Origin of the sequence: Actinoplanes sp. NPDC051411, assembly GCF_040682075.1 — a bacterium.
Lineage (GTDB): Bacteria > Actinomycetota > Actinomycetes > Mycobacteriales > Micromonosporaceae > Actinoplanes.
Genome location: NZ_JBFBAD010000130.1, coordinates 1 through 20,234, shown reverse-complemented (window position 1 = coordinate 20,234; position 20,234 = coordinate 1). Strand labels below are relative to the sequence as shown.

Sequence of the window (20,234 nt, the reverse complement as noted above, 5' to 3'; positions counted from 1 at the left end):
CGACGAAGATCTTGCGGATGTCGATCATTACTTGATCGAGTGTGGACAGTGTTGTCCACCCCAGCAGAATTGTCGCCTGCGACTTCGACGACCCCTACGGCGCGGTCGCCGAGGTGAAGGCGAACGGCGGCGCCGGAGTGGTTCTCTTCCAAGCGGCCGGAAACGTGCGGCTCAACCAGATCTACGATTTTCCGGTCGTCTATCTGTGGAGCGCGGAACAGGCCGGCCTGCTGTTCAACTATCTCTGGCATCACCAGTCCAACGGCACCGCCTCGCTGCGTCCGGGCGGCGACGGCACCAGTGTCGACGGGCTGCCGAGCGTGGCCGGCCTTTCCTCGTACGGCCCGGATCCGGTCCACACCGGTCTGCAGAAGCCGGATCTGGTCGCCGACGGCATCGACGTCATAGCCGCCGTTTCGCCGAGCGGTGACGCCGGTCGATCGTTCGACGCCTTTTCCGGCACCTCGATGGCGGCCCCGCACGTGGCCGGAATGGCCGCGATTCTGAAGGCGGAACATCCGTCGTGGCCGCCCGGGGCAACGGCATCCGCGTTGCGCACCACCGCGACCGACACCGAATCGACGTCGAGCCCGCTCAAACAGGGCAGCGGTCTGCCATCGGTCAGGAAAGCCGCCGATCCCGGTCTGGTCGTCGAGCCGTCGGCGGCCGAGCTCACCGCGTTTGCCGCCGCGGTCACGCCGGACGGTAAGGAGGTCAACCTGCCGTCGATCGCGCTGCGTGAGTACGACGAGACCAGGCCGGTGACCGTGGTCCGCCGCCTGACCAACGTGGGCGGCCGCACCGAGACCTATCGGGCGCGGGTCGACGTCGGACAAGACGATCCACACCACGGTGACCGGTGGCGTGTTCAGCCCGGGCGGGGAGGCGACCGACGGCACGCGCTTCACCGTGCCGCCCGGAACGGCCGGCGCGATCGTGCAGACGTCGGCCGGCGGCGAGAACAGCAACATCGACCTCTACGTCTACAAGGACGGGAAGCTGGTCGACCGCAGCACGGCGTCGTGGCACAGCAACGAGCGCTCGGCACTCTTCTTCCCGGCACCCGGCGTCTACACCGCGTACGCCTTCGCGCAGACCGCAAGCGGTCCGGCCGTGCCCTATCGGCCGGGGTTGACCCTGATTCCAGCGAAAGCCGATTTCCACAACGCGACCGTCAGCGAGTTCCACACCGGGCGCGACGTCGTGCCCGGCCTGCTCATTGATTCGCAGTAGTCACTCGACCTCTCCGAACAGGGCGTTCTGGACGAGGCGCTGGGCGGCCATCGCATCCTGCCGTTCCGGCGCCTCGGCCAGCGCCGCCTCCTCAGGCGGCCGCCGTCCAGACCGCGGTCGAGTCGTAGTTCCCCAGCCGGAGCGTGATCCGGAGCTCGTCGAGCGGGCCCGGTTGCACGAAGCTCACGACCTGGCTGACCTCCCGCCCCGGTGTGATCCTGGAATCCGCGACGCCGTCGCTCCCCAGGAGTCTCCCCTCGGCCGGCGGCACCGGAGGATATTCGAAGGCGTACAGCCATACGCCGGACGTCAGCGAGCCGTCGAACGGCTCGGTCCCGACGTTGCGCACCTGGACCGCGTAGGAGAGGGCGTCCTTCGCCCGCACCGCCAGCAACTGCGCCGCGAAACCCGGATCGCCCGTCACGGTGAGGACCTGGCCCATCGCAACCGGGCCGAAGGTACGGGTATCCGGCCGGTCGACGTGGACGGTCACCAACGAGAGGATCTCCGGCACGCGTCTCGGGGCGCCGAGGACAGCCGTCGCGCGGTCGGTCGCCTCGGTTCTCCTCCGCTCGTCAATGCGGTTCTTCACGGCGACCAGACCGCTCAGGATCACCGCGGTCCCGGCGAGTGCGAAGACGGCGGGCACCCACGGATGCCTGCGCTTCGCCGGTCGCGGCGGCGGCCTCTCGGCCGCCGTTTTCCCGGCTGCCGCCGTCTCGGCGCGCACCGGGCGGGCGGCGCGCTTGCGCCGGGATGCGTACGCGATCAGTATGCCGGCGACGCCCGCGGTGACAGCGAGCAGCACAAGCCGGCGGCGACGTTTCGAAGTCACGGGCCGCCGCATCGGCTGCGGCGGCCCGGACCTGAGGATTTACCAGACGCGGATGCGCTCGCCCGGCTCGGCGAGCGGGCCCGCCGGGCCCCCGGTCTTGCGTACGCCGGTGAGGTCGACGTCGAGGACGGCCGGCGTGCCGTCGGGTTCCTCGAACTCGGCGCCGACGATGCGGGTCGGCGCCAGGTCGCGGCCGCCGACGACCGGCACGCGTACGGCGTCGAAGCCGGTCGCCGACAGGTAGACGTGGTCGCCCTCGTCGACGATCGTGGCGGTCACGTCGGCCTGGACCGCGCCCTCCTCGCCGTCGACCGGGGTCGCGCCCGGGCCGTAGAGGTTGTGGTGGATGTAGACCGGCTGCTTCACGTCCTCGAACCGGTTGTGGTCGCCCAGCGACGGGTCGCCGACCATCCCGATGTACGCCTCGAGCGACGTCGGGTGCCCGTTGTAGAACGCCGTGCCGTAGCCGGCCACTTCGCCGTCGCGCGATCCCGGCCCGTACGCGAGAGAGCGGTCCCCACCCAGGAAGACGTTGCCGATGTAGCGGTCGTCGCCGGCATGGATCGCCGCGTAGCCGGCGACCTGCGTGCTGTGCGGCCGGTGGTAGGGGGTCGGGCGCTCGGGCACCGGCACGACGGCCAGGGTTCCGCAGACCAGGTTGTTGACGAAGGCGCCGCCCTGGCTCATCACCTCGATCGAGACCGGCGAGCCGAACACGTTGTGCTCGACCAGGTAGGGGCCGTGGCTGACCTCGATGTAGATGTCGCGGTTGTTGGCGTAGATGAGGTTGCGCGACACGCGGGTGCCCTGGGTCTGCCAGTCGAGCCAGATGCCGAGCGTGGTGTCGTGGATGCGGTTGTGGCGGATGACGACGTCGATCGCGGCGTGCAGCTTGATGCCGGCGATCTCGTGGCCGTAGAACTCGCGCTTGGTCGCGATGTTGTAGATGCGGTTGTCCTCGATGGTCGAGAACACGCAGCCGAGGTGCCCGACGATGGCGTTCTGGCCGCAGTCGTGGATCGTGTTGCGGCGCACGATATGCGAGCCGATGTGCTCGCGATCCCAGCCGATCTGCCGGGCCGCGAACACCGACTCGAGCTGGTACTGGTAGCCCGGTTTGTCGCCGCGCTGGGCGGCGTAGTTGTTGCCGGTCGACGCCTCCTTGCCGAGCGAGACGGCGGAGCATTTGGCGTCGTGGATGTCGTTGTCTTCGATGATCCAGCCTTTGGCCCAGTTCGGGCCGATCAGGCCGGGCTGGTCGGCCGTCGGCGGCGTCCACGGGGAGGCGGCGTGGGCGAGTTCGAAGCCGCGGACGGTGATGTAGTCGAGGTGGTGTTCGACGGGGTAGAACACCGACCGGCGTACGTTGATCTCGGTTATTTCGAGGTTGGGGTCGGCGCCCTGGAAATTGGCCCAGATCGTGGTGGTCTGCTCGCCGACTTCGGCGTACCAGACGAACGGGGTCTGAATCACGTCGGGGACCGGGACGGTGGTGTCGGTGCGGTCGTCGACCACCGTGGTGCGCTCGGGCGGGTCGTCGACGTCAGCGCGGCTGCCGACCTCGTAGAAGCTGCGGCCTTTGAGGTAGACCTCGCCGAGGTGAATGCCGGTCATCGGGCGCACGACCCAGTCGCCGGTGACCTGCTCGGCGTACGGGTTGAAGTCGCCGAACAGCGCGTTGTCGACGACGACCTTCCACACCATGTTGCCGTCGTCGACCCAGTCGGTGATCCGCTCCGAGCCCTTGATGACCACGTGCTCGCCCTCGGCGGCCTGGTAGGTGATGCGGCGGGAGTCGCTCAGACCGCCGTTGCGGGGTTTGACCCACTCCCGGTACTCCCCCGCGTGGACGATGACGGTGTCGCCGGCCTGGGCGACGGCGGCCGCTCGGTTGATCGTGCGGAACGGGCCGGCCGCGTCGCCGGAGGAGGAGTCGGAGCCGGTGGTGGCGACATGAAAAACACTGGTCATGCCCTCGGACTCTAGAATCTAAGCGCTTAGAATGTAAGCGTTCGGAGGAGAGCGTTGGCCAAGTCACCGACCGTCTACGACGTCGCCCAGGCGGCCGGCGTCTCGATCGCCACGGTCTCGTTCACCTTCAGCCGGCCGTCGCGGGTCAAGCCGGCCACCCGGGCGGCGGTTCTGGCGGCCGCCCAGGCGCTCGGTTACGTGCCGAGCGCGAGCGCCCGCGGCCTGGCCGTCGGGCACACGAAGTCGTTCGGGCTCATCTTCTGGGACGGCAGCACCCCGCCGGCCGGCCGGTTCGACCAGGTCAACGCCGGCCTGCGGCACTTCCCGCGCTGGGTCCACGAGGTGCAGTACGGCATCGAGCGGGCGGCCTGGAGCCAGGGCTACGCGATCATGGTCGGCGACGGCGACGCGAGCGACGTCGACACGACCGCGGTCGACATCGCCGGGCGGGTCGACGGCCTGGTGCTGCTTCCCCACATGCTGACCCCCGAGACGCTGATGCGGGTCGCCGAGCGCATCCCGGTGGTGTCGGTGACCGAGGGCGCCGATCACCCCCACCTCAACAGCATCACGGTCGACAACCGCCAGGGCATGACCGACCTGGTCCGCCACCTGGTCGAGGCCCACGGCATCCGCTCGGCCGAGTTCGTCGGCGCCACCGGGACCCCCGACTACCGGGCCCGGTTCGCCGCCTTCCGCGACACGCTGGAGGAAGCCGGCATCCCGGCCCCGGCCGCTCCGGCCGCCGCCTTCCCCACCTCGCACGACCGGACCGACGCCTACGTCTGCCGCACCGACGCCGACGCCCTGGCGCTGCTCGAGCAACTCCAGGCCCGGGGCGTCCGCGTCCCCGAGGACGTCATCGTGACCGGCTTCGACGGCCTGGCCGCCGGGCTGATCGCCCGGCCCACCCTCACTTCCGTACGCCAGCCGATGCACGACCTCGGCGTCGCCGCCGTCGAACTGCTCCTCAACCGCATCGCCGACCCGGAGAGCCCGACCGAGCACCGCCGCTTCCCGGTCGAACTCACCGTCCGGCAAAGTTGCGGCTGCCGGTAGAAGTCAGGACGCGGGCAGCCCGTCCAGCCGGGCGAGCACCTGCAGCATCACCTCGTCGGCCCCGGCCCCGATCGACGTCAGCCGGGTGTCGCGGACCAGCCGTGCCGTCCACGAATCCTCCAGGTAGCCCATGCCGCCGTGGAACTGCAGGCACCAGTCGGCGACCTCGCGGATCAGCCGGCCCGCCTTGAGCTTGGCCACCGTGGCGGCGCGGGTCACGTCCTCCCCGGCCATGATGGCCTCGCACGTCTGCAGGTTGTGGCTGCGCAGCAGGTCGACCTCGGCCTGCAGCTCGGTCAGCCGGAACGCCACGTACTGCCGGTCGGCGAGCGGCCGGCCGAAGACCGTCCGGTCCTTGATGAACGCGCGGGTGCGGTCGAGCGCGTGCTGGCACTGCCCGGCCGTCGTGTAGGCGGCGAAGACCCGCTCGATGACGAACTGCCGCATCTGCTGCTGGAACCCGCGCCCGATCTCGCCGATCGTGTTGGCCACCGGCACCCGCACCTCGTCGAGCTCCAGTTCGGCGGTGTCCGAGCAGCGGTTGCCGAGCTTGTCGAGGGTGCGCACGACGGTGAAGCCGGGCGAGGCGGTCGGCACGACGATCTGGGACATGCCGCGGTAGCCGCCCTCGTCGGAGGTGCGGGCGAGCAGGCACAGCCAGTCGGCCTGGGCGCCGTTGGTGATGTACATCTTCCGGCCCGTGATCACCCAGTGGTCGCCGTCGCGGACCGCGCGGGTGCGCAGCCGGGCGACATCCGACCCGGTGTCCGGTTCGGTGACGGCGATCGCGGCAACCGCCCGGCCCGCGATCGCGGGAGTGAGAAACTCTTCTTTCAGCGCCGGCGTGCCGTACTGATGAAGTGACGGGGTGGCCATCATCGCCTGCACACCGATCGCCATGCCGACGCCGGCCGCGTTGATCCGCCCGTACTCCTCGGCGGCGACCAGCTGAAAGCTGTGGTCGGCGCCCTCGCCGCCGAACGCCTCGTCGTATTCGAGGCCGAGCAGGCCGAGGGCGGCCGCCTTGGGGAAGAGATCGTGCAGCGGCGCCCGGCCGGCCTCTTCCCACCCGTCGACGTGCGGGTTGACCTCGGTGTCGACGAATCGGCGAACGCTGTCGCGGAAGGCGCGGTGGTCCTCGGTGAGCCGCATGGCCCGACGGTAGCGAGGCGGCGAACCAGAAACAAGCGCGCTTGCTTGTTTTTCCCCGATGTGCCAGGGTCCGAACCATGAGTCGCGGGACGCTGAGAGTCGGCAACTGCTCGGGCTTCTACGGCGACCGCCTGAGCGCCATGCGCGAGATGCTCGAGGGCGGCGACCTCGACGTGCTCACCGGCGACTACCTGGCCGAGCTGACCATGCTGATCCTGGGCCGCGACCGGGCCAGGAATCCGGACGCCGGCTACGCCCGCACCTTTCTGACCCAGCTCACGGACTGCCTGGCGCTGGCCCTCGATAAGAACGTCAAGATCGTCAGCAACGCCGGCGGCGTCAATCCGGCCGGCCTGGTCAGCGCGATCCGGAAACTCGGCGTCGACGCGAAGATCGCACTGGTCCGAGGCGACGAACTGAAGGCGGGCGAGCACGCCTACCTGGGCGCCTTCGGCATCGCCGAGGCCTTGCGGGCCGGCGCCGACCTGGTCGTCACCGGCCGGGTCACCGACGCGTCGCTCGTGGTCGGGCCCGCGATCGCGCACTTCGGCTGGTCCCGCACCGACCTCGACGCGCTCGCCGGGGCCACCGTCGCCGGCCACCTGCTGGAGTGCGGCACCCAGTCGACCGGCGGCAACTACGCCTTCTTCACCGAGATCGCCGACCCGCTGCACCCCGGCTTCCCGCTGGCCGAGATCGAGGCCGACGGCAGCTGCGTGCTCACGAAACACCCGGGGACCGGTGGCGCGGTCACGGTCGGCACGGTGACGGCTCAGCTGGTCTACGAGATCGGCGACGCCCGCTATGCGGGCCCCGACGTGACCACCCGCCTGGACACGGTCGATCTCTCGGCCGCCGGCCCCGACCGGGTCCGGGTCTCCCGCGTACGCGGTGAGCCCCCGCCCCCGGCGCTCAAGGTGTCCCGGACCGCGCTCGGTGGCTTCCGCAACGAACTGACCGTGGTGCTGACCGGCCTCGACATCGACGCGAAGGCGGCCCTGTTCCGGCGCCAGTTCGAGGCCGCGGCCGTGGTGTCCCCGGCCGAGGTGACCTGGACCCTGGCCCGTCTGGACCACCCCGACGCCCCCACCGAACAGCAGGCGTCGGCCCTGCTCACGGTCGTCGCCCGCGACCCCGGCGAGGGCGTCGCGGGCCGCGCCTTCGTCAACCCGGCGATCGAACTGGCGCTGGGCTCCTATCCGGGCTTCTTCACCACCACCCCGCCCGGCGGCGCCCGCCCCTACGGCGTCTTCACCCCCGGCTTCGTCCCCCGGTCGGCGGTGTCGCACGAGGTCGTCCTGCCCGACGGCTCCGTGCGCCCGATCGCCCCACCGGCGACGACCCGCCCGCTCGAACCCTGGACCGGCGCACCTCCGGCCCCGCTCACCGGCGGGGCCACGCGGCGGCTGCCGTTGGGGACGGTCGTCGGGGCGCGGTCGGGCGACAAGGGCGGAAGTGCCAATGTGGGGCTCTGGGTGCGCGGCGACGACGCGTACGCCTGGATGGCCGCGATGGTCACCGAGCGCGAGATTCGCGCCCTGCTGCCGGAGGCCGCCGATCTTCCGGTCACGATCACCTACCTGCCCAACCTGCGGGCGGTCAATGTCGTGATCGACGGGCTGCTCGGTGAAGGCGTGGCCTACAACGCGCGGTTCGATCCGCAGGCCAAGGGGCTCAGCGAGTGGCTGCGCTCCCGGCTCGTCGACATCCCCGAGTCGCTGCTCGAGGACTCTCTGCCCGAGGAGCAGGCATGACGATCTTGCGGTCCACGCTGGACCCCGGTGCCGAACCGGCGCAGGCGGCGCGGAAGGCGATGCTCGAAGCGCTCGACCAGATCGCCGCCGAGACCGCGCGGGCGGTGGCCGGCGGCGGCCAGAAGGCGGTCGCCCGGCACCACGCCCGCGGCAAGCTGACCGCGCGGGAGCGGATCGAGCTGCTGCTCGACCGGGACGCGCCGTTCCTGGAGCTGGCCGCGCTGGCCGGCTACGGGTCGGACTTCGCGGTCGGCGGCAGCGTCGTGGCGGGGATCGGCGTGGTCAGCGGCGTCGAGTGCCTGCTGATCGCCAACGATCCGACGGTCAAGGGCGGATCGAGCAACCCGTGGTCGCTGCGGAAGACGCTGCGGATGCACGAGATCGCGCTGACCAACCGGCTGCCGGTGATCTCGCTGGTCGAGTCGGGCGGGGCCGACCTGCCGACGCAGAAGGAGGTCTTCATCCCGGGTGGGGCGGTGTTCCGCAACCTGACCCGTCTGTCGGCGCGGGGGATCCCGACGATCGCGCTGGTCTTCGGCAACTCGACCGCGGGCGGGGCCTACCTGCCGGGGATGAGCGACCACGTCGTGATGATCGAGAAGCGGTCGAAGGTGTTCCTGGCCGGGCCGCCGCTCGTGAAGGCGGCCACCGGCGAGGAGTCGGACGACGAGTCGCTCGGTGGCGCGGAGATGCACGCCCGGGTGTCCGGGCTGGCCGACTTCCTGGCCGTCGACGAGCGGGACGCGATCCGCCTCGGCCGGCGCATCGTGGCCCGGCTCAACTGGCAGAAGAAGGGTGCCTCGCCGTCGGAGTCACAGCCGCCGCGCTACGCCGCGGACGATCTCCTGGCGATCGTGCCGCCCGGGCTGAAGGCGCCGTTCGATCCTCGCGAGGTGATCGCCCGCATCGTCGACGACAGCGACTTCGACGAGATGAAACCGCTGTACGGCGGTTCGCTGGTCACCGGCTGGGCGCGGATACACGGCTACCCGGTCGGCATCCTGGCCAACGCCCAGGGCGTGCTGTTCAGCGAGGAGTCACAGAAGGCGGCCCAGTTCATCCAGCTGGCCAACCGCTCCCACACGCCGCTGCTGTTCCTGCACAACACGACCGGCTACATGGTCGGCCGGGAGTACGAGCAGAACGGCATCATCAAGCACGGCTCGATGATGATCAACGCGGTGTCCAACTCGACCGTGCCCCATCTCTCGGTGCTACTGGGCAACTCGTACGGCGCCGGGCACTACGGGATGTGCGGGCGGGCGTTCGACCCGCGCTTCGTCTTCGCCTGGCCGAGCGCGCGGTCGGCGGTCATGGGCGCCCAGCAGCTGGCCGACGTCACCTACATGGTGTCGAAGGCGTCGGCGCTGGCCCAGAACAAGCCGTTCGACGAGGACGGCGCCCAGGTCGTCCGCCAGATGATCGAGCAGCAGATCGAGGCCGAGGCGATGCCGGCGGTCCTGTCCGGCCTCGTCTACGACGACGGGATCATCGACCCGCGGGACACCCGCGACGTGCTCGGCGTCGCGCTGTCCGCGATACACACCGCGCCGGTCGAGGGCACCGGCTCCTTCGGCGTCTTCCGGATGTGAGGGTTCGATGACCGGATTCACCAGCGTGCTCGTGGCCAACCGGGGCGAGATCGCCCGGCGGGTCTTCGCCACGTGCCGCCGCCGGGGCCTGACGACCGTCGCCGTCTTCTCCGACCCGGACGCGGGCTCACCCCACGTGCGGGAGGCGGACAGCGCGGTCCGGCTGCCGGGTTCCGCGCTGGCCGACACCTACCTGCGCGGCGACCTGATCATCGCCGCGGCGCGGAAGGCCGGCGCCGAGGCGATCCATCCCGGATACGGCTTCCTGTCGGAAAACGCCGGCTTCGCCCGGGCGGTGATCGACGCCGGTCTCGTGTGGATCGGCCCGCCACCGCCCGCTATCGCGTCGATGGGTTCCAAGATCGAGTCGAAGCGCCTGATGGCGGCCGCCGGGGTGCCGGTGCTGGAGCAACTCGACCCGGCCGCTGTGACCGAAAGCGATCTGCCGATTCTCGTGAAGGCGTCGGCCGGCGGCGGTGGGCGCGGCATGCGGGTGGTCCACGACCTCGCGGCGCTGCCCGAAGCGGTCGCCTCGGCGGAAAGGGAGGCGGCGGCCGCGTTCGGCGACCCGGCGGTGTTCTGCGAGCGCTACCTCGAGGACGGCCACCACGTCGAGGTGCAGGTGATGGCCGACGCGCACGGCACGGTCTGGGCGCTGGGTGAACGCGAGTGCTCCCTGCAGCGACGGCACCAGAAGGTCATCGAGGAGGCGCCGTCGCCCCTGGTCGACCGGCTCGGCGGCGACCTGCGGGGCCGCCTGCTGGCGGCGGGTCGGGACGCGGCGTCCGCGGTCGGCTACCGGGGCGCCGGCACGGTCGAGTTCCTGGCCGACGACAAGGGCGGCTTCTGGTTCCTCGAAATGAACACCCGCCTCCAGGTCGAGCACCCGGTCACCGAGGCCGTGACCGGAACCGATCTGGTCGGACTCCAGCTCGACGTCGCCTCCGGCGCGCCGCTGACCGGCCCCGAGCCGACGATGACCGGCCACGCGATCGAGGCCCGCCTCTATGCCGAGGCGCCGCTCGACGACTGGCGACCCCAAACCGGCGAGGTGATCACTTTCGACATCCCGGCGGCCACGTCCCGCTTCGCGGGCCCTCCGCTCTCGGGCGTACGCGTCGACGCCGGCATCACCGGCGGCAGCGTCGTCGGCGTCCACTACGACGCGCTGCTGGCCAAGGTCATCGCGTACGGGAAGGACCGCGAGGCCGTGGCGCGGCAGCTGGCCGGAGCCCTGCGGCGCTCGCGCCTGCACGGCGTGCCGACCAACCGCGACCTGCTCGTCGCGAGCCTGCTGCACCCGGAGTTCCGGGCCGGCACCGCCGGCACCGGCTTCTACGCCGCCCACCCCCCGGCCGCGCTGCTCGCGGGCACCGGCCTCGACCCGGCCGTGGCCGCGACCGCCGCCGCCCTGGCCGACGTGGCGCACGAGCGCGGACCGCTGCTGCCCGGACTGCGCCGCGGCTTCCGGTCGATCCCGGTCGGCTGGCGCACGCGCGTCTACGCGGCCGGCGACCAGTCGCTCGAGGTGCGCTACCGGCACGACCGCGACGGCGCCGAGATCGAGGGCCACGACGACATCTCGGTGGTGTCCGCCGACGCCACCTCGGCGGTCCTCGAACTCGACGGCGTCCAACGATCGTTCTCGGTCACGCGCTTCGCCGACCGGGTGGTGATCGACGGGGCGCTGGGCTCGGTCGAGCTCACGGTCGTACCCCGGTTCCCCGACCCGGCGGCGGCACTGCCCGCGGGCGCGCTGATCGCGCCGATGCCCGGCACGGTCATCCGCGTCGCGGCCCCGGTGGGCACCGTGGTGACGGCCGGCCAGCCGCTGCTGTGGCTGGAGGCGATGAAGATGGAGCACGTGGTGCGCGCCCCGGCCTCGGGCGTGCTGACGGCGCTGCCGGTCACGGTCGGCCAGCAGGTCGCCCAGGGCACCCCGCTGGCGGTGGTGGATGCCGTCGAAGCCTGACCCTCCGGCCGGCTCCCGGGCCCGCTCCTCGAGCGGGTCCGCTGCGAGCGGCCGGAGCGGCACTCCCGCCCCGGCCCCGGGCGCCTCTCCTGCGCTCACCACCGGCGGCTCTCCCGCACCGACCCCGGGCGCGCCCCCCGCACCCACCCCGGACACCTCTCCCCCGCCCTCCCCGGGCCACTCTCCTGCACCAACCCTGGGCGCGTCCCCCGCACCCACCTCGGGCACCTCTTCCGCACCCACCCCGGGCCGCTCCGCCGCACCAACCCTGGGCGCGTCCCCCGCACCCACCTCGGGCACCTCTTCCGCACCCACCCCGGGCCGCTCCGCTGCTCGGGCTTCGGGCGGATCTTCGGGTGGCCCTAAGCAGGATCGGAGCCGGGCGACGCGGCAGCGGCTGCTGGAGACGACGATCCGCTGCCTGGCGACGCACGGGTGGGAGGTGTCGACGGTCGGGTTCATCGCCGCCGAGGCCGGGATCAGCCGGGGGGCCGTACAGCATCACTACCGCACCCGGGAGGACCTGATCCTGGGCGCGCTCGAGCACATGTTCGCCTCGCGGGTCGCCATGCTCGACGCCCTGCCCGAACCCTCCGGCAGCGGGCCGGCGCGGGTGCACGCCGTCGTCGCCGACCTGGTCGAGGCGGTCGGCGGGGAGCTGTTCCGGGCCGCGCTGCAGGTGTGGACGGTGGCCGCGGCCGATCCCGAACTGCGGGCCGCCGTGGTTCCGCTCGAGAAGCACTTCGCCCGCGAGGTGCACCGCCGCGCGGTCCGGCTGCTGCGGGCCGACGACAGCGACCCGGCGATGCGCGGCCTCATCCAGGCCACCCTCGACCTGGCCCGCGGCCTCGCCCTGGCCGACGTCCTGACCGACGACTCCCGCCGCCGCGCCCGGGTCGTGCGGGCCTGGTCGACGCAGCTCGCTACGGTCCTGGCATGAAGCGGGCCCGATGAACCCTCTCGCTCACTACCACTTCCTGATCGAGCGCCTGCTCGGCCCGGACGGTGACGTGGACGCCGCGGTGGCCGCCTTCATCGCCCCGCTGCCGCCCGGCGATCCGGACGAGATCGAGACGCACCTCGAGGTCGCCTGGGACCTTCTCGTCATCGCCGCCGCCGACACCCCCGTCGCTTCGCAGACACTGCTCGTCGACCTGGTCGCCGGCGTGCAACGGCATGAGCTGCCGGGCGTCCGTGTCTGGGCCCAGCGCGTGCTCACCGACCTGCCCCTGCTCGGCGACCGCCTGAGCCGCGCCTGGGACGAGCCGCACGACCCGGACGACTGGGTGCGCCTGAACGCCTTCGCCGCCCGCCTGACCGCCTCGGTGGCCGACTTCCTGCCGCTCGGCCTGCGCACCATCGTCACCGCCCTGGAGGAGCGGGGCCCGCTGCCACCCGCGATCGAGTGGTTCCGCCACGCCGGGACGCAGCTGGTCGACGCCTGCGTGCACGGCCGCACCTATGCCGGCCGGCTGGGTGACCCTGCTGCAAGGGCCGAGGGCGGCTTCAGCGTGACCCGCTGGATCGCCTGGCGGAACGCCCTGGCCGACCGGGGCTCCCCCGACGGCGTCAAGCTGATGAGCCGCTTCGACGCCCGGATCGCCGCGCACTTCCGGGGTTGAGGCGGGAAAATCTTCTGGCTTGGCGTCGGATCCGGGGCGGGCTGTTCGTGGAACAGGTGACAGGCGGCCGCAGGAGGCCGTCCGGAACAAGGGAGTCATGGGATGACGCAGTACCTGATCTCGTTCAACGACGGCGCGATGGACCATATCCCGGACGGCGACTGGGACGACGTGGGCAAGGCCTCGCACGCGGTGGTCCAGGAGGCGGTGAACGCCGGGGTGTGGGTGTACGGCGGCGGCCTGCAGAGGCAGCGGGCGAGCATCGTGGCCACGGACGGGATGGTCACCGACGGCCCCTACCCGGAGACCAAGGAGGTCATCGGCGGGTTCGCGGTCGTCGAGGTGGCCACCCGCGAGGAGGCACTGGCCTGGGCGGCCAAGATCGCCGTCGGTTGCCGGTGTGCGCAGGAGGTCCGGGAGCTCATGCCCGATCCCGAAACCGACGAGATGCTCCGCCGGGCCGCTCAGCGCGGATGACGTCTCGGCGACGCCTGATCGGAAAGGTCCCACCACGTCGGCGAGGCCGCGGTTGACCTGAACCAGGACCCCGGGGCCCGGGCGTGGGGCGAAGCCCGGTCCCCGGCCGGATCCTTCGACTGGATGGCCTGGGCTCGACCGGTCAAGGCTCGGCATTTGAACGGGCGCCGCCGGCGGTGGCGCCGCCCGGCGATGAGCCGATGACCGTTCACGTCGAGGAGCGGATCAACAGTTCGGTGGCGACGAGGGCGGCGTCGGGGTCTGTGCCCTCGAGGAGTTGTTCCGCCTGTATCACCGCCAGTTCGCCCATGCGGCGTTTGTCGAGGTAGACGGTGGTCAACGGCGGCTCGATCAGTTCGCCGAGGTCGAGTCCGTCGAAGCCGACGAGGGCCAGGTCGCGGGGAATGGCGCGGCCCAGTCGCCGGGCCGCTTTGTGGGCGCCGAGGGCGACCACGTCGTTCCAGGCGAACACGGCGGTGAGGTCAGGGTTTGTCTCGTGGAGCGTCGTGAGGCCGGCCTCGCCGCCGGCCATCGATCCGTCGACGTCCACGATCGCGTCCGCGGCGACGGTGAGCCCGTTTTCGGCGGCTCCGGCGAGGAACGCCGCCTTGCGGGTGGGGTCGCCGCCGGCGGGGCAGTCGAGCATCCCGATGTGCCGGTGGCCGCGGGCGTGCAGGTGGCGCACGGCGGCGAGGATGCCGCCGCGGGCGTCGATGTCGACCCGGCCCAGGGCGGAGTGCGGGGTGTGCCGGTCGACGACGACCAGCGGCGTCTGTCCGATCGCGGCGGTGATCACGTCGTCCGGTTCGGCGAGAAAGCCGATCAGCGCGTCCACCTGGCCGGCCAGCGAGCGCAGCAGCTCCGGCTCGCGGCCGGGGTGGCGCTGGTAGCTGCCGACGACGACCTGCCAGCGTCGTTGCGCGGCGGCGTCGAGCACGCCGGCGATCAGCTCCGGAAAGAAGGGATTGACGACGTCGGCGACGACGAGACCGATGGTGGTCGAGTCGGGCCGCACCAGTCCCCGGGCGAACCGCGAGGGCCGGTAGCGCAGTTGCCGGGCCGCGTCGAGCACGCGGCGGCGGGTCTGCGGATCGATCTCGCCCTTGTCGTTGATCGCCCGAGACACCGTCTGATGTGACACGCCGGCCAGCCGCGCCACGTCCTGCAGGGTCGGTCTCTTGCCTGGTCGTTCGTCCACGATCGCCACATCGTAGCCCACCGGTTGACGGCGGAGCGGTTGCACGCGACACTTCCGTTAGCGTTCACGTTAGCGCTAACGGAAGGAGAATCGCATGGCGTTCGAAGCTTTGTTCCTGGCCGTCGAGTACGCCCGGCGATCGTCCACGTCCGCGCTGCCCGACGCCCCGGTGGTCGACGACCGCCCCCGGTGGCCGGTCGCCGCACTCCTCACATTCCTTCGGCGGCGGCGCGGACTTCCGCCGGCTGACGCGGGCAAGGGTCCCGCCGCCGGGGTGCCGGGCGGTCCGGCGGTCGCTGTTGGTCGAGCACCCGGATCCGAGTCGCAGGCCCACGCAAGGCGGCCATGAGTACGCGGGCGGGTTTCCGGCCGCGCAGTCCTTCGCGAAAGCGGTTGAGCCGCTGGAACGAGCCGGTCAATTCCGGGTGGTCATCCGGCTGCTGATCCCGCCGCGGATCTGGCCGAGATCAACCCGCGGAGCCGCATGACCGGCGATCCCGGCCCCCCGGACGGGGTGGCAGAGGATCACTCGACAGCGCGAGGTCGATGCCACAGCCGAGATGCCGATCCTGAGCGAGACGGCGATCGAGGCCCTCTCCCCGGGAACTCGACGTCGCGCAGGAAGACAACAGGTCCAGCCCGAGACACGCTCGATCCCGGTCCTACTCCGACGGGTCCCAGGCGATGAGCCGCTCGAAGTGGCGCCGGTCGCCCTCCAGCTTGAGGGAGTCCAGCGGGACGCGGCCGTAGAGGAGCAGGACCAGGTCGCCGGCCGTGCCCCACACGGCGGCGTCGGCCGGGTCGTCGCCGGGCGTGGTCAGGCGGGCGCCGTCGGCCGAGAGCCGCAGGCGCCAGGAGTCGCCATCGATGATGTGGTAGTCGACGGCGGCGGGCTCGTGCGGCCAGGCGACCGTCGTGGAGCAGCAGACGGACAGGAACTCCTCGACGCCGTCGGCGGCCACCACGGCCGGCAGCGGCTGCGGGTCACCCGCGACGGACTGGGCGTCGTAGGTGTGCACCGCGATCTCCTGAAGCTGGTGCCGGGCGGCGGCACCGGAGGTCTGCGGGGACTGCGAGTCGCCCCACCACGTCCAGCAGGCGCGATCCGGGCCGGCCTCGCGCAGCGCGTCGAGCAGCCGCTCGATCGATGCGGAGAACCAGGCCAGCAGGGCCTCACGTTCGGCCGGCGCCGGGATGTCCCACGTGGAGCTGTCCGGAGGGGCGTCGGCCGGGCCGGCGGCGATGATCGCGGCCCACTTGCGGCGGCCCGCGCCCAGGTGCCGCACCAGATCGAACAGCGTCCACCCGGGACAGGTCGGCACCTTGGCGTCCATGCTGGGCGCGGCGGCGACCGCGGCCCGGAAGGCGGCCGACCGTTCGTCGATCAGGCGCAGCAGTTCGGTCTGTTCCACGCCGCCTTCCTATCAGCAGCGCAGGCGCGGCGCCAATCCTTTAGAGGAGGCGCGGCGGTCGGGGTAGGTCTGCTCCAGGAAGTCGAGGAGCCGCTGCACGTCGCCGAACGTGGAGGCGAGACCGAGCGACACGCGGATCGCCCCGCCCGTGGGGATGCCCATCATCGCGATGTACTCGTCCACCGTGCGTACGCCCCAGCGCAGCGACCCGCGGAGCTGGCGCCGCCCGATCTCGAAGGCCCCTTCCCCGGCTCCGGGGTTGCAGAAGCAGCCGGTGCGCAGGGAGATGCCGGCCGCGGTCGCCTCCCCGGCGACCAGGCGCTCGTCGACGACCTCGCCGTCCGGGTCGAGCAGGTTGAAGGCGACCGTGCCGCCGCGGCCGTCGAGGCCGGGCGGGCCGTAGACGCGGACCAGCGGGCGCCCGTTGGCGTGCTTGAGCCGCGGCAACGAGTCGAGCAGCCAGCCCGTCAGGTCACGCACGCGGGCGCGGATCACGTCGTGGCCGACGCTCTCCACCCAGTTCAGGCCGAACTCGAGGTCGGGCACGCTGAGGAAGTTGAGCGTGCCGTCCTCGAAGGCGGTTTCGTCGGTGGCGAGTTCGTGCCATTCGGTGCCGACGCTGACCGCGGTGATGGTGCCGCCGGCGAACCACGGCCGCCGCAGCCGGGCGAGGGCGTCGCGGCGGGCGACCAGGCAGCCGAGGCCGGTCGGGTAGCCGAGCACCTTGTACCAGCTGATCGGCACGAAATCCGGTTTGACCGCGGTCAGGTCGAGCGGGTTGGTCGGCAGGAACGCGGCCACGTCGAGCAGGACGTCGTAGCCCGACCTGTGGGCGTCGTCGACCCAGTGCAGCGGATGCTGGACACCGGTGAAGTTGCTCTGGGCGGGAAAGGCGAACAGGCCGCGCCGCCGGCGGCCGCCCAGCGCCAGTTCGAGCGACCGGTTCGAAATGCGGAGATGGGGCGGCTCGAGCGGAACATATCGCCGCCGGGCGCCCGCCCGCCGCGCGAACTCGCGGATCCCGTTGACCGAATTGTGGTTGTCGAAGGCCATCACGAGATCGCGCCCGCGCCCGAACCGGTAGGCCTCCCCGACCAGTCGGCAGGCCCCGGAGGCGTTCGCGGTGAAAATCACCGCGTATTCGTCGGCCGGGGCATTCAGAAAGCGCAACACGGCCCGGCGGGCCGAATCCACCAAGTCCGTCGAGGCGGCGGAGGCCGGATTTTCCGAATGCGGATTTCCGTACGCCCGGCCGCGCACCCGCTCATAATGGGCCCTCACCTGAGATTCGGCGTAGACCCCGGCGCCCGTGTAGTCGAGATAGACCTCGCCGTTCCGGTCCAGATGGGAATATTCGGTCGCGCGCAATTCGTCGACGCGTGACGTCGACGCATAGCCCGGGTAGCGCGCGAGGAACTCATCCACGAGGGCACCGCCTGCGCAGCACCAGCAGCGCCCCGCCGAGGAGGACCACGGTCATCCCGGCCAGGATCACCCAGTTCACCCCCGTCGCCCGGTCGAAGCTGGAGCCGTAGGAGGCGAGCAGCGGCGGCCCGAGCGGCGAACCACCGTCCCGCCACAGCGCGGGCAGCCCGGCGTCGTGCCCCAGCGCCTCGAACGACCACCGGTTGGACATCGCGTAGCTGATCCAGCGCCCGACCGGCGCCATCACCGGCACCGGCAGGATCGCCCCGACGAACAGCACCTGCGGGAAGCACAGCATCGGCAGCAGTAGCGTGGCCTGGGCGACATCGGACACGCTCGCCGAGCAGAGCAGGCCGAGCGCCAGCGCGCACGCCGAGGCCAGAAACGCGGTCAGATAGAGCCCGGCGAAATCGCGGGCCGGAAGCCGGTCGAGCGCGCGGAGCACCGCCAGCAACAGCAGGTCGGCCAGCGCGAGCGGCGGCATCAGCAGCGCGACCTTGGCCGCCAGGTAGGCGCCGAGGCCGAGGCCGCCGAACACCTCCCGGCGCAGGATCGGCAATTCGGCGCAGATCTGCAGAAGACCGTAGGTCAGCCCGAAGAAGAACACCCCGAACGCGATCCAGAACAGGATCATCACCGTGGTGGACGGGTCGGGATGCCGGAAATCGAACGCGCCGGCCCGGAACAGCATCAGGAACATCGCCAGGATGACCAGCGGCGACCCGCCCAGGATCGCGAGCGTGAGCCGGTTGGCCCGCAGGATCGCCAGGTTGCGGGCGGTGAGCAGGGCGGTCTGCCGCAGCACGCCGGGCGGCCGCCGCGGGCTCGGCGCGTCTTGGAAGCCGCGGGCCGTCGCCGGCGACGCCTCGAAAGGCGGCGCCGCCGCTAGCAGACCGTAAATGCCCGGCACGTCATCCGCCCCGAAGTGCGCGGGCGCTCGCGACGGCGTACCGGAAAAGACCAGGCGCCCTCCGGGCGCGAGAACCACGACGGTGTCGCACCGGGAGACATCCGCCGGGTTGTGAGTGGTCAACACCACGGGTACGCCGTCGGCCGCGACCCGCCGCAGCAGGCTCAGCAACTCCGTCGCCGCCGCCGGATCGAGCCCCGAGGTCGGCTCGTCGAGGAACAGGGCCCGCGGCCGGGCGAGCAGCTCGACCGCGATGCTGGCCCGCTTGCGCTCGCCCCCGCTGAGCGACCCGACCCGCGTGCCGGCGCGACCGGCCAGCCCGAGCACGTCCAGCACCTCGGCGACCCGGCGGTCCACCTCCTCCCGCGTCGTCGCCGCGGGCAGGCGCAGGCGGGCCGCGTACCGCAACGTACGGGCCAGCGGCAGCTGCTGGTGAATGATGTCGTCTTGCGGGACATAACCCACCGCATCGTCGGGAGCCGGGCGGCCGTCGTGCCGCACCGAGCCGGAAGCCGGCGGTCGCATTCCGGACAATGCGTCGAGCAGGGTCGTTTTGCCCGCTCCGCTGGCCCCGATGATCGCTACAAGTTCACCCGGCCGCACGGAGAGTGAAACATTTTCGAGGGTGCGCCGCCCACCCCGCACCACCTGCGAAAGGCCTCTGGCCTCGACCGACAGGCCGCGGCGGAGCGCCGCCCGCGGATCGTCCACAACCGCCACGCGGCCACGATACCGGTCGATATCAACTCGCGGTGATCACGCCGGGCGCGCGCCCACAGGGTGGTTGCGTAGGATTCATGGCCGCACGCAACCGACGGGAACGAGGAGCACCATGCCGCTCACTCCGGCTGACATCCACAACATGGCCTTCAAGAAGCCGCCGATCGGCAAGCGTGGCTACGACGAGGAAGAGGTCGACGCCTTCCTCGACGAGGTCGAGCAGGAGCTCATCCGGCTGCTCGAGGAGAACGGCTCGCTCCGCGACACCATGCAGCGCGGCGGCGGAGCCGCAGGCGGCGGCAGCGCGGCCTCGACCATGGTGCTGACCGGCGAGTTCGCCAGCCTGGTCGGCGAGCTTGAGCGGCTCCAGGAGGCCCGCGACCGGGCCGAGGCCAACGCCCGCAACATGCAGTCCCAGCTCGAGCGGGCCCGCTCGGAGTCGCGGTCCCAGTCCGGCGCGATGCCCAGCATCGGCGACGACGACCGCAACGTCCGGGTGCTCCAGATGGCCCAGCGCACCGCCGACGACCACATGCGCGACGCCGAGCGCGAGGTCGAGGCGCTGATCTCGCAGGCCCGTTCCAAGGCCGAGCAGATCACCAGCGAGGCTGCCCTCAAGGCGGGCACGATCGAGAGCGACGCCCGGCGCACCCACTCCGAGGCGATCGCCAGCATCAGTGCCAAGCGGGCCGCCCTGCTCGACGAGATCGACCGGCTGGGCCAGCTCGCGCAGAGCTACCACGCGGCGCTCAACAGCCACGTCACCCAGCAGCTGCAGGAGCTCAACAGCGTCCCCGACGCGCCGCACTGACCGGCCGTGGGGGGGCCGGGGGGCCGGGCGGGCCGGCCGGGCCGCGCGCCGGCCGGCCCCGCGCGCCCGGCGGCGCGCCGCCAGCAGGAGC

The 20,234-nt window shown here is 71.7% G+C and carries 16 protein-coding genes and 1 pseudogene; 10 read left to right on the top strand and 7 right to left on the bottom strand.

The features are described 5' to 3' along the window. Window positions 1-41: 41 nt before the first annotated feature. Together AB0M88_RS43410 and AB0M88_RS43405 are read left to right on the top strand one after the other, a co-directional pair. Window positions 42-551: pseudogene (locus AB0M88_RS43410) on the top strand (S8 family serine peptidase); the annotation flags it as partial. Between the two features lie 301 nt (window positions 552-852). Further along, window positions 853-1,233, top strand: coding sequence for a hypothetical protein (locus AB0M88_RS43405; RefSeq protein WP_364112357.1), 381 nt, complete (start codon window positions 853-855; stop codon window positions 1,231-1,233). A 91-nt stretch (window positions 1,234-1,324) separates the two neighbouring features. Here AB0M88_RS43405 and AB0M88_RS43400 read toward each other — a convergent pair whose 3' ends face one another. Then, window positions 1,325-2,068: a hypothetical protein gene (locus tag AB0M88_RS43400; protein WP_364112343.1), complete on the bottom strand. Its 744-nt coding sequence runs from the start codon at window positions 2,066-2,068 to the stop codon at window positions 1,325-1,327. Window positions 2,069-2,107: 39 nt separating this feature from the next. Next, window positions 2,108-4,039 (bottom strand): right-handed parallel beta-helix repeat-containing protein, encoded by a 1,932-nt coding sequence (locus AB0M88_RS43395; RefSeq protein WP_364112341.1) that lies wholly within the window; start codon window positions 4,037-4,039, stop codon window positions 2,108-2,110. 54 nt (window positions 4,040-4,093) lie between these two features. On the opposite strand from AB0M88_RS43395, the gene AB0M88_RS43390 reads away from it, so the two are divergent. Further along, the gene (locus tag AB0M88_RS43390; RefSeq protein WP_364112339.1) at window positions 4,094-5,098 is read left to right on the top strand and encodes a LacI family DNA-binding transcriptional regulator; all 1,005 of its coding nucleotides are present in this window, start codon (window positions 4,094-4,096) and stop codon (window positions 5,096-5,098) included. Window positions 5,099-5,101: 3 nt separating this feature from the next. Here AB0M88_RS43390 and AB0M88_RS43385 read toward each other — a convergent pair whose 3' ends face one another. Further along, window positions 5,102-6,250, bottom strand: coding sequence for an acyl-CoA dehydrogenase family protein (locus tag AB0M88_RS43385; protein ID WP_364112337.1), 1,149 nt, complete (start codon window positions 6,248-6,250; stop codon window positions 5,102-5,104). A gap of 77 nt (window positions 6,251-6,327) precedes the next feature. Between AB0M88_RS43385 and AB0M88_RS43380 the strand changes: the two genes are divergently transcribed. From AB0M88_RS43380 to AB0M88_RS43355, 6 genes are all read left to right on the top strand, one after another. Beyond that, a complete protein-coding gene (locus AB0M88_RS43380) occupies window positions 6,328-8,004 on the top strand; it encodes an acyclic terpene utilization AtuA family protein (protein ID WP_364112335.1) in 1,677 nt (558 codons plus the stop codon). Continuing rightward, on the top strand, window positions 8,001-9,596 hold the full coding sequence (locus AB0M88_RS43375; protein WP_364112333.1) for an acyl-CoA carboxylase subunit beta: 1,596 nt from the start codon (window positions 8,001-8,003) through the stop codon (window positions 9,594-9,596). The genes AB0M88_RS43380 and AB0M88_RS43375 overlap by 4 nt, the downstream gene beginning before the upstream one ends. A gap of 7 nt (window positions 9,597-9,603) precedes the next feature. After that, entirely contained in the window at window positions 9,604-11,568 is a 1,965-nt protein-coding gene (locus AB0M88_RS43370) for a biotin carboxylase N-terminal domain-containing protein (RefSeq protein ID WP_364112331.1), read from the top strand. A gap of 397 nt (window positions 11,569-11,965) precedes the next feature. Beyond that, on the top strand, window positions 11,966-12,508 hold the full coding sequence (locus tag AB0M88_RS43365; RefSeq protein ID WP_364112355.1) for a TetR/AcrR family transcriptional regulator: 543 nt from the start codon (window positions 11,966-11,968) through the stop codon (window positions 12,506-12,508). A gap of 10 nt (window positions 12,509-12,518) precedes the next feature. Beyond that, a complete protein-coding gene (locus AB0M88_RS43360; protein ID WP_364112329.1) occupies window positions 12,519-13,190 on the top strand; it encodes a DUF3632 domain-containing protein in 672 nt (223 codons plus the stop codon). Between the two features lie 102 nt (window positions 13,191-13,292). Continuing rightward, the gene (locus AB0M88_RS43355; RefSeq protein WP_364112327.1) at window positions 13,293-13,667 is read left to right on the top strand and encodes a YciI family protein; all 375 of its coding nucleotides are present in this window, start codon (window positions 13,293-13,295) and stop codon (window positions 13,665-13,667) included. Window positions 13,668-13,875: 208 nt separating this feature from the next. Here AB0M88_RS43355 and AB0M88_RS43350 read toward each other — a convergent pair whose 3' ends face one another. The 4 genes from AB0M88_RS43350 to AB0M88_RS43335 form a co-directional block, all read right to left on the bottom strand. Further along, complete coding sequence (locus tag AB0M88_RS43350) at window positions 13,876-14,865, bottom strand: LacI family DNA-binding transcriptional regulator (protein WP_364112325.1); 990 nt, start codon at window positions 14,863-14,865, stop codon at window positions 13,876-13,878. A 662-nt stretch (window positions 14,866-15,527) separates the two neighbouring features. Further along, window positions 15,528-16,277 carry a maleylpyruvate isomerase family mycothiol-dependent enzyme gene (locus AB0M88_RS43345; RefSeq protein ID WP_364112323.1) on the bottom strand — a complete coding sequence of 250 codons (750 nt, stop codon included), beginning with the start codon at window positions 16,275-16,277 and terminating at the stop codon, window positions 15,528-15,530. Between the two features lie 12 nt (window positions 16,278-16,289). After that, on the bottom strand, window positions 16,290-17,702 hold the full coding sequence (locus AB0M88_RS43340; RefSeq protein ID WP_364112321.1) for an aminotransferase class V-fold PLP-dependent enzyme: 1,413 nt from the start codon (window positions 17,700-17,702) through the stop codon (window positions 16,290-16,292). Further along, complete coding sequence (locus tag AB0M88_RS43335) at window positions 17,695-19,332, bottom strand: ATP-binding cassette domain-containing protein (protein ID WP_364112319.1); 1,638 nt, start codon at window positions 19,330-19,332, stop codon at window positions 17,695-17,697. The genes AB0M88_RS43340 and AB0M88_RS43335 overlap by 8 nt, the downstream gene beginning before the upstream one ends. 112 nt (window positions 19,333-19,444) lie before the next feature. On the opposite strand from AB0M88_RS43335, the gene AB0M88_RS43330 reads away from it, so the two are divergent. Beyond that, the gene (locus tag AB0M88_RS43330) at window positions 19,445-20,143 is read left to right on the top strand and encodes a DivIVA domain-containing protein (RefSeq protein WP_364112317.1); all 699 of its coding nucleotides are present in this window, start codon (window positions 19,445-19,447) and stop codon (window positions 20,141-20,143) included. Window positions 20,144-20,234 lie beyond the last annotated feature (91 nt).

Bases quoted from the DNA above. Each gene is read 5' to 3' on its own strand.
- AB0M88_RS43360 (WP_364112329.1), top strand. From the start codon at position 12,519: ATGAACCCTCTCGCTCACTACCACTTCCTGATCGAGCGCCTGCTCGGC.
- AB0M88_RS43370 (WP_364112331.1), top strand. From the start codon at position 9,604: ATGACCGGATTCACCAGCGTGCTCGTGGCCAACCGGGGCGAGATCGCC.
- AB0M88_RS43395 (WP_364112341.1), bottom strand. From the start codon at position 4,039: ATGACCAGTGTTTTTCATGTCGCCACCACCGGCTCCGACTCCTCCTCC.
- AB0M88_RS43380 (WP_364112335.1), top strand. From the start codon at position 6,328: ATGAGTCGCGGGACGCTGAGAGTCGGCAACTGCTCGGGCTTCTACGGC.
- AB0M88_RS43355 (WP_364112327.1), top strand. From the start codon at position 13,293: ATGACGCAGTACCTGATCTCGTTCAACGACGGCGCGATGGACCATATC.
- AB0M88_RS43330 (WP_364112317.1), top strand. From the start codon at position 19,445: ATGCCGCTCACTCCGGCTGACATCCACAACATGGCCTTCAAGAAGCCG.
- AB0M88_RS43375 (WP_364112333.1), top strand. From the start codon at position 8,001: ATGACGATCTTGCGGTCCACGCTGGACCCCGGTGCCGAACCGGCGCAG.
- AB0M88_RS43385 (WP_364112337.1), bottom strand. From the start codon at position 6,250: ATGCGGCTCACCGAGGACCACCGCGCCTTCCGCGACAGCGTTCGCCGA.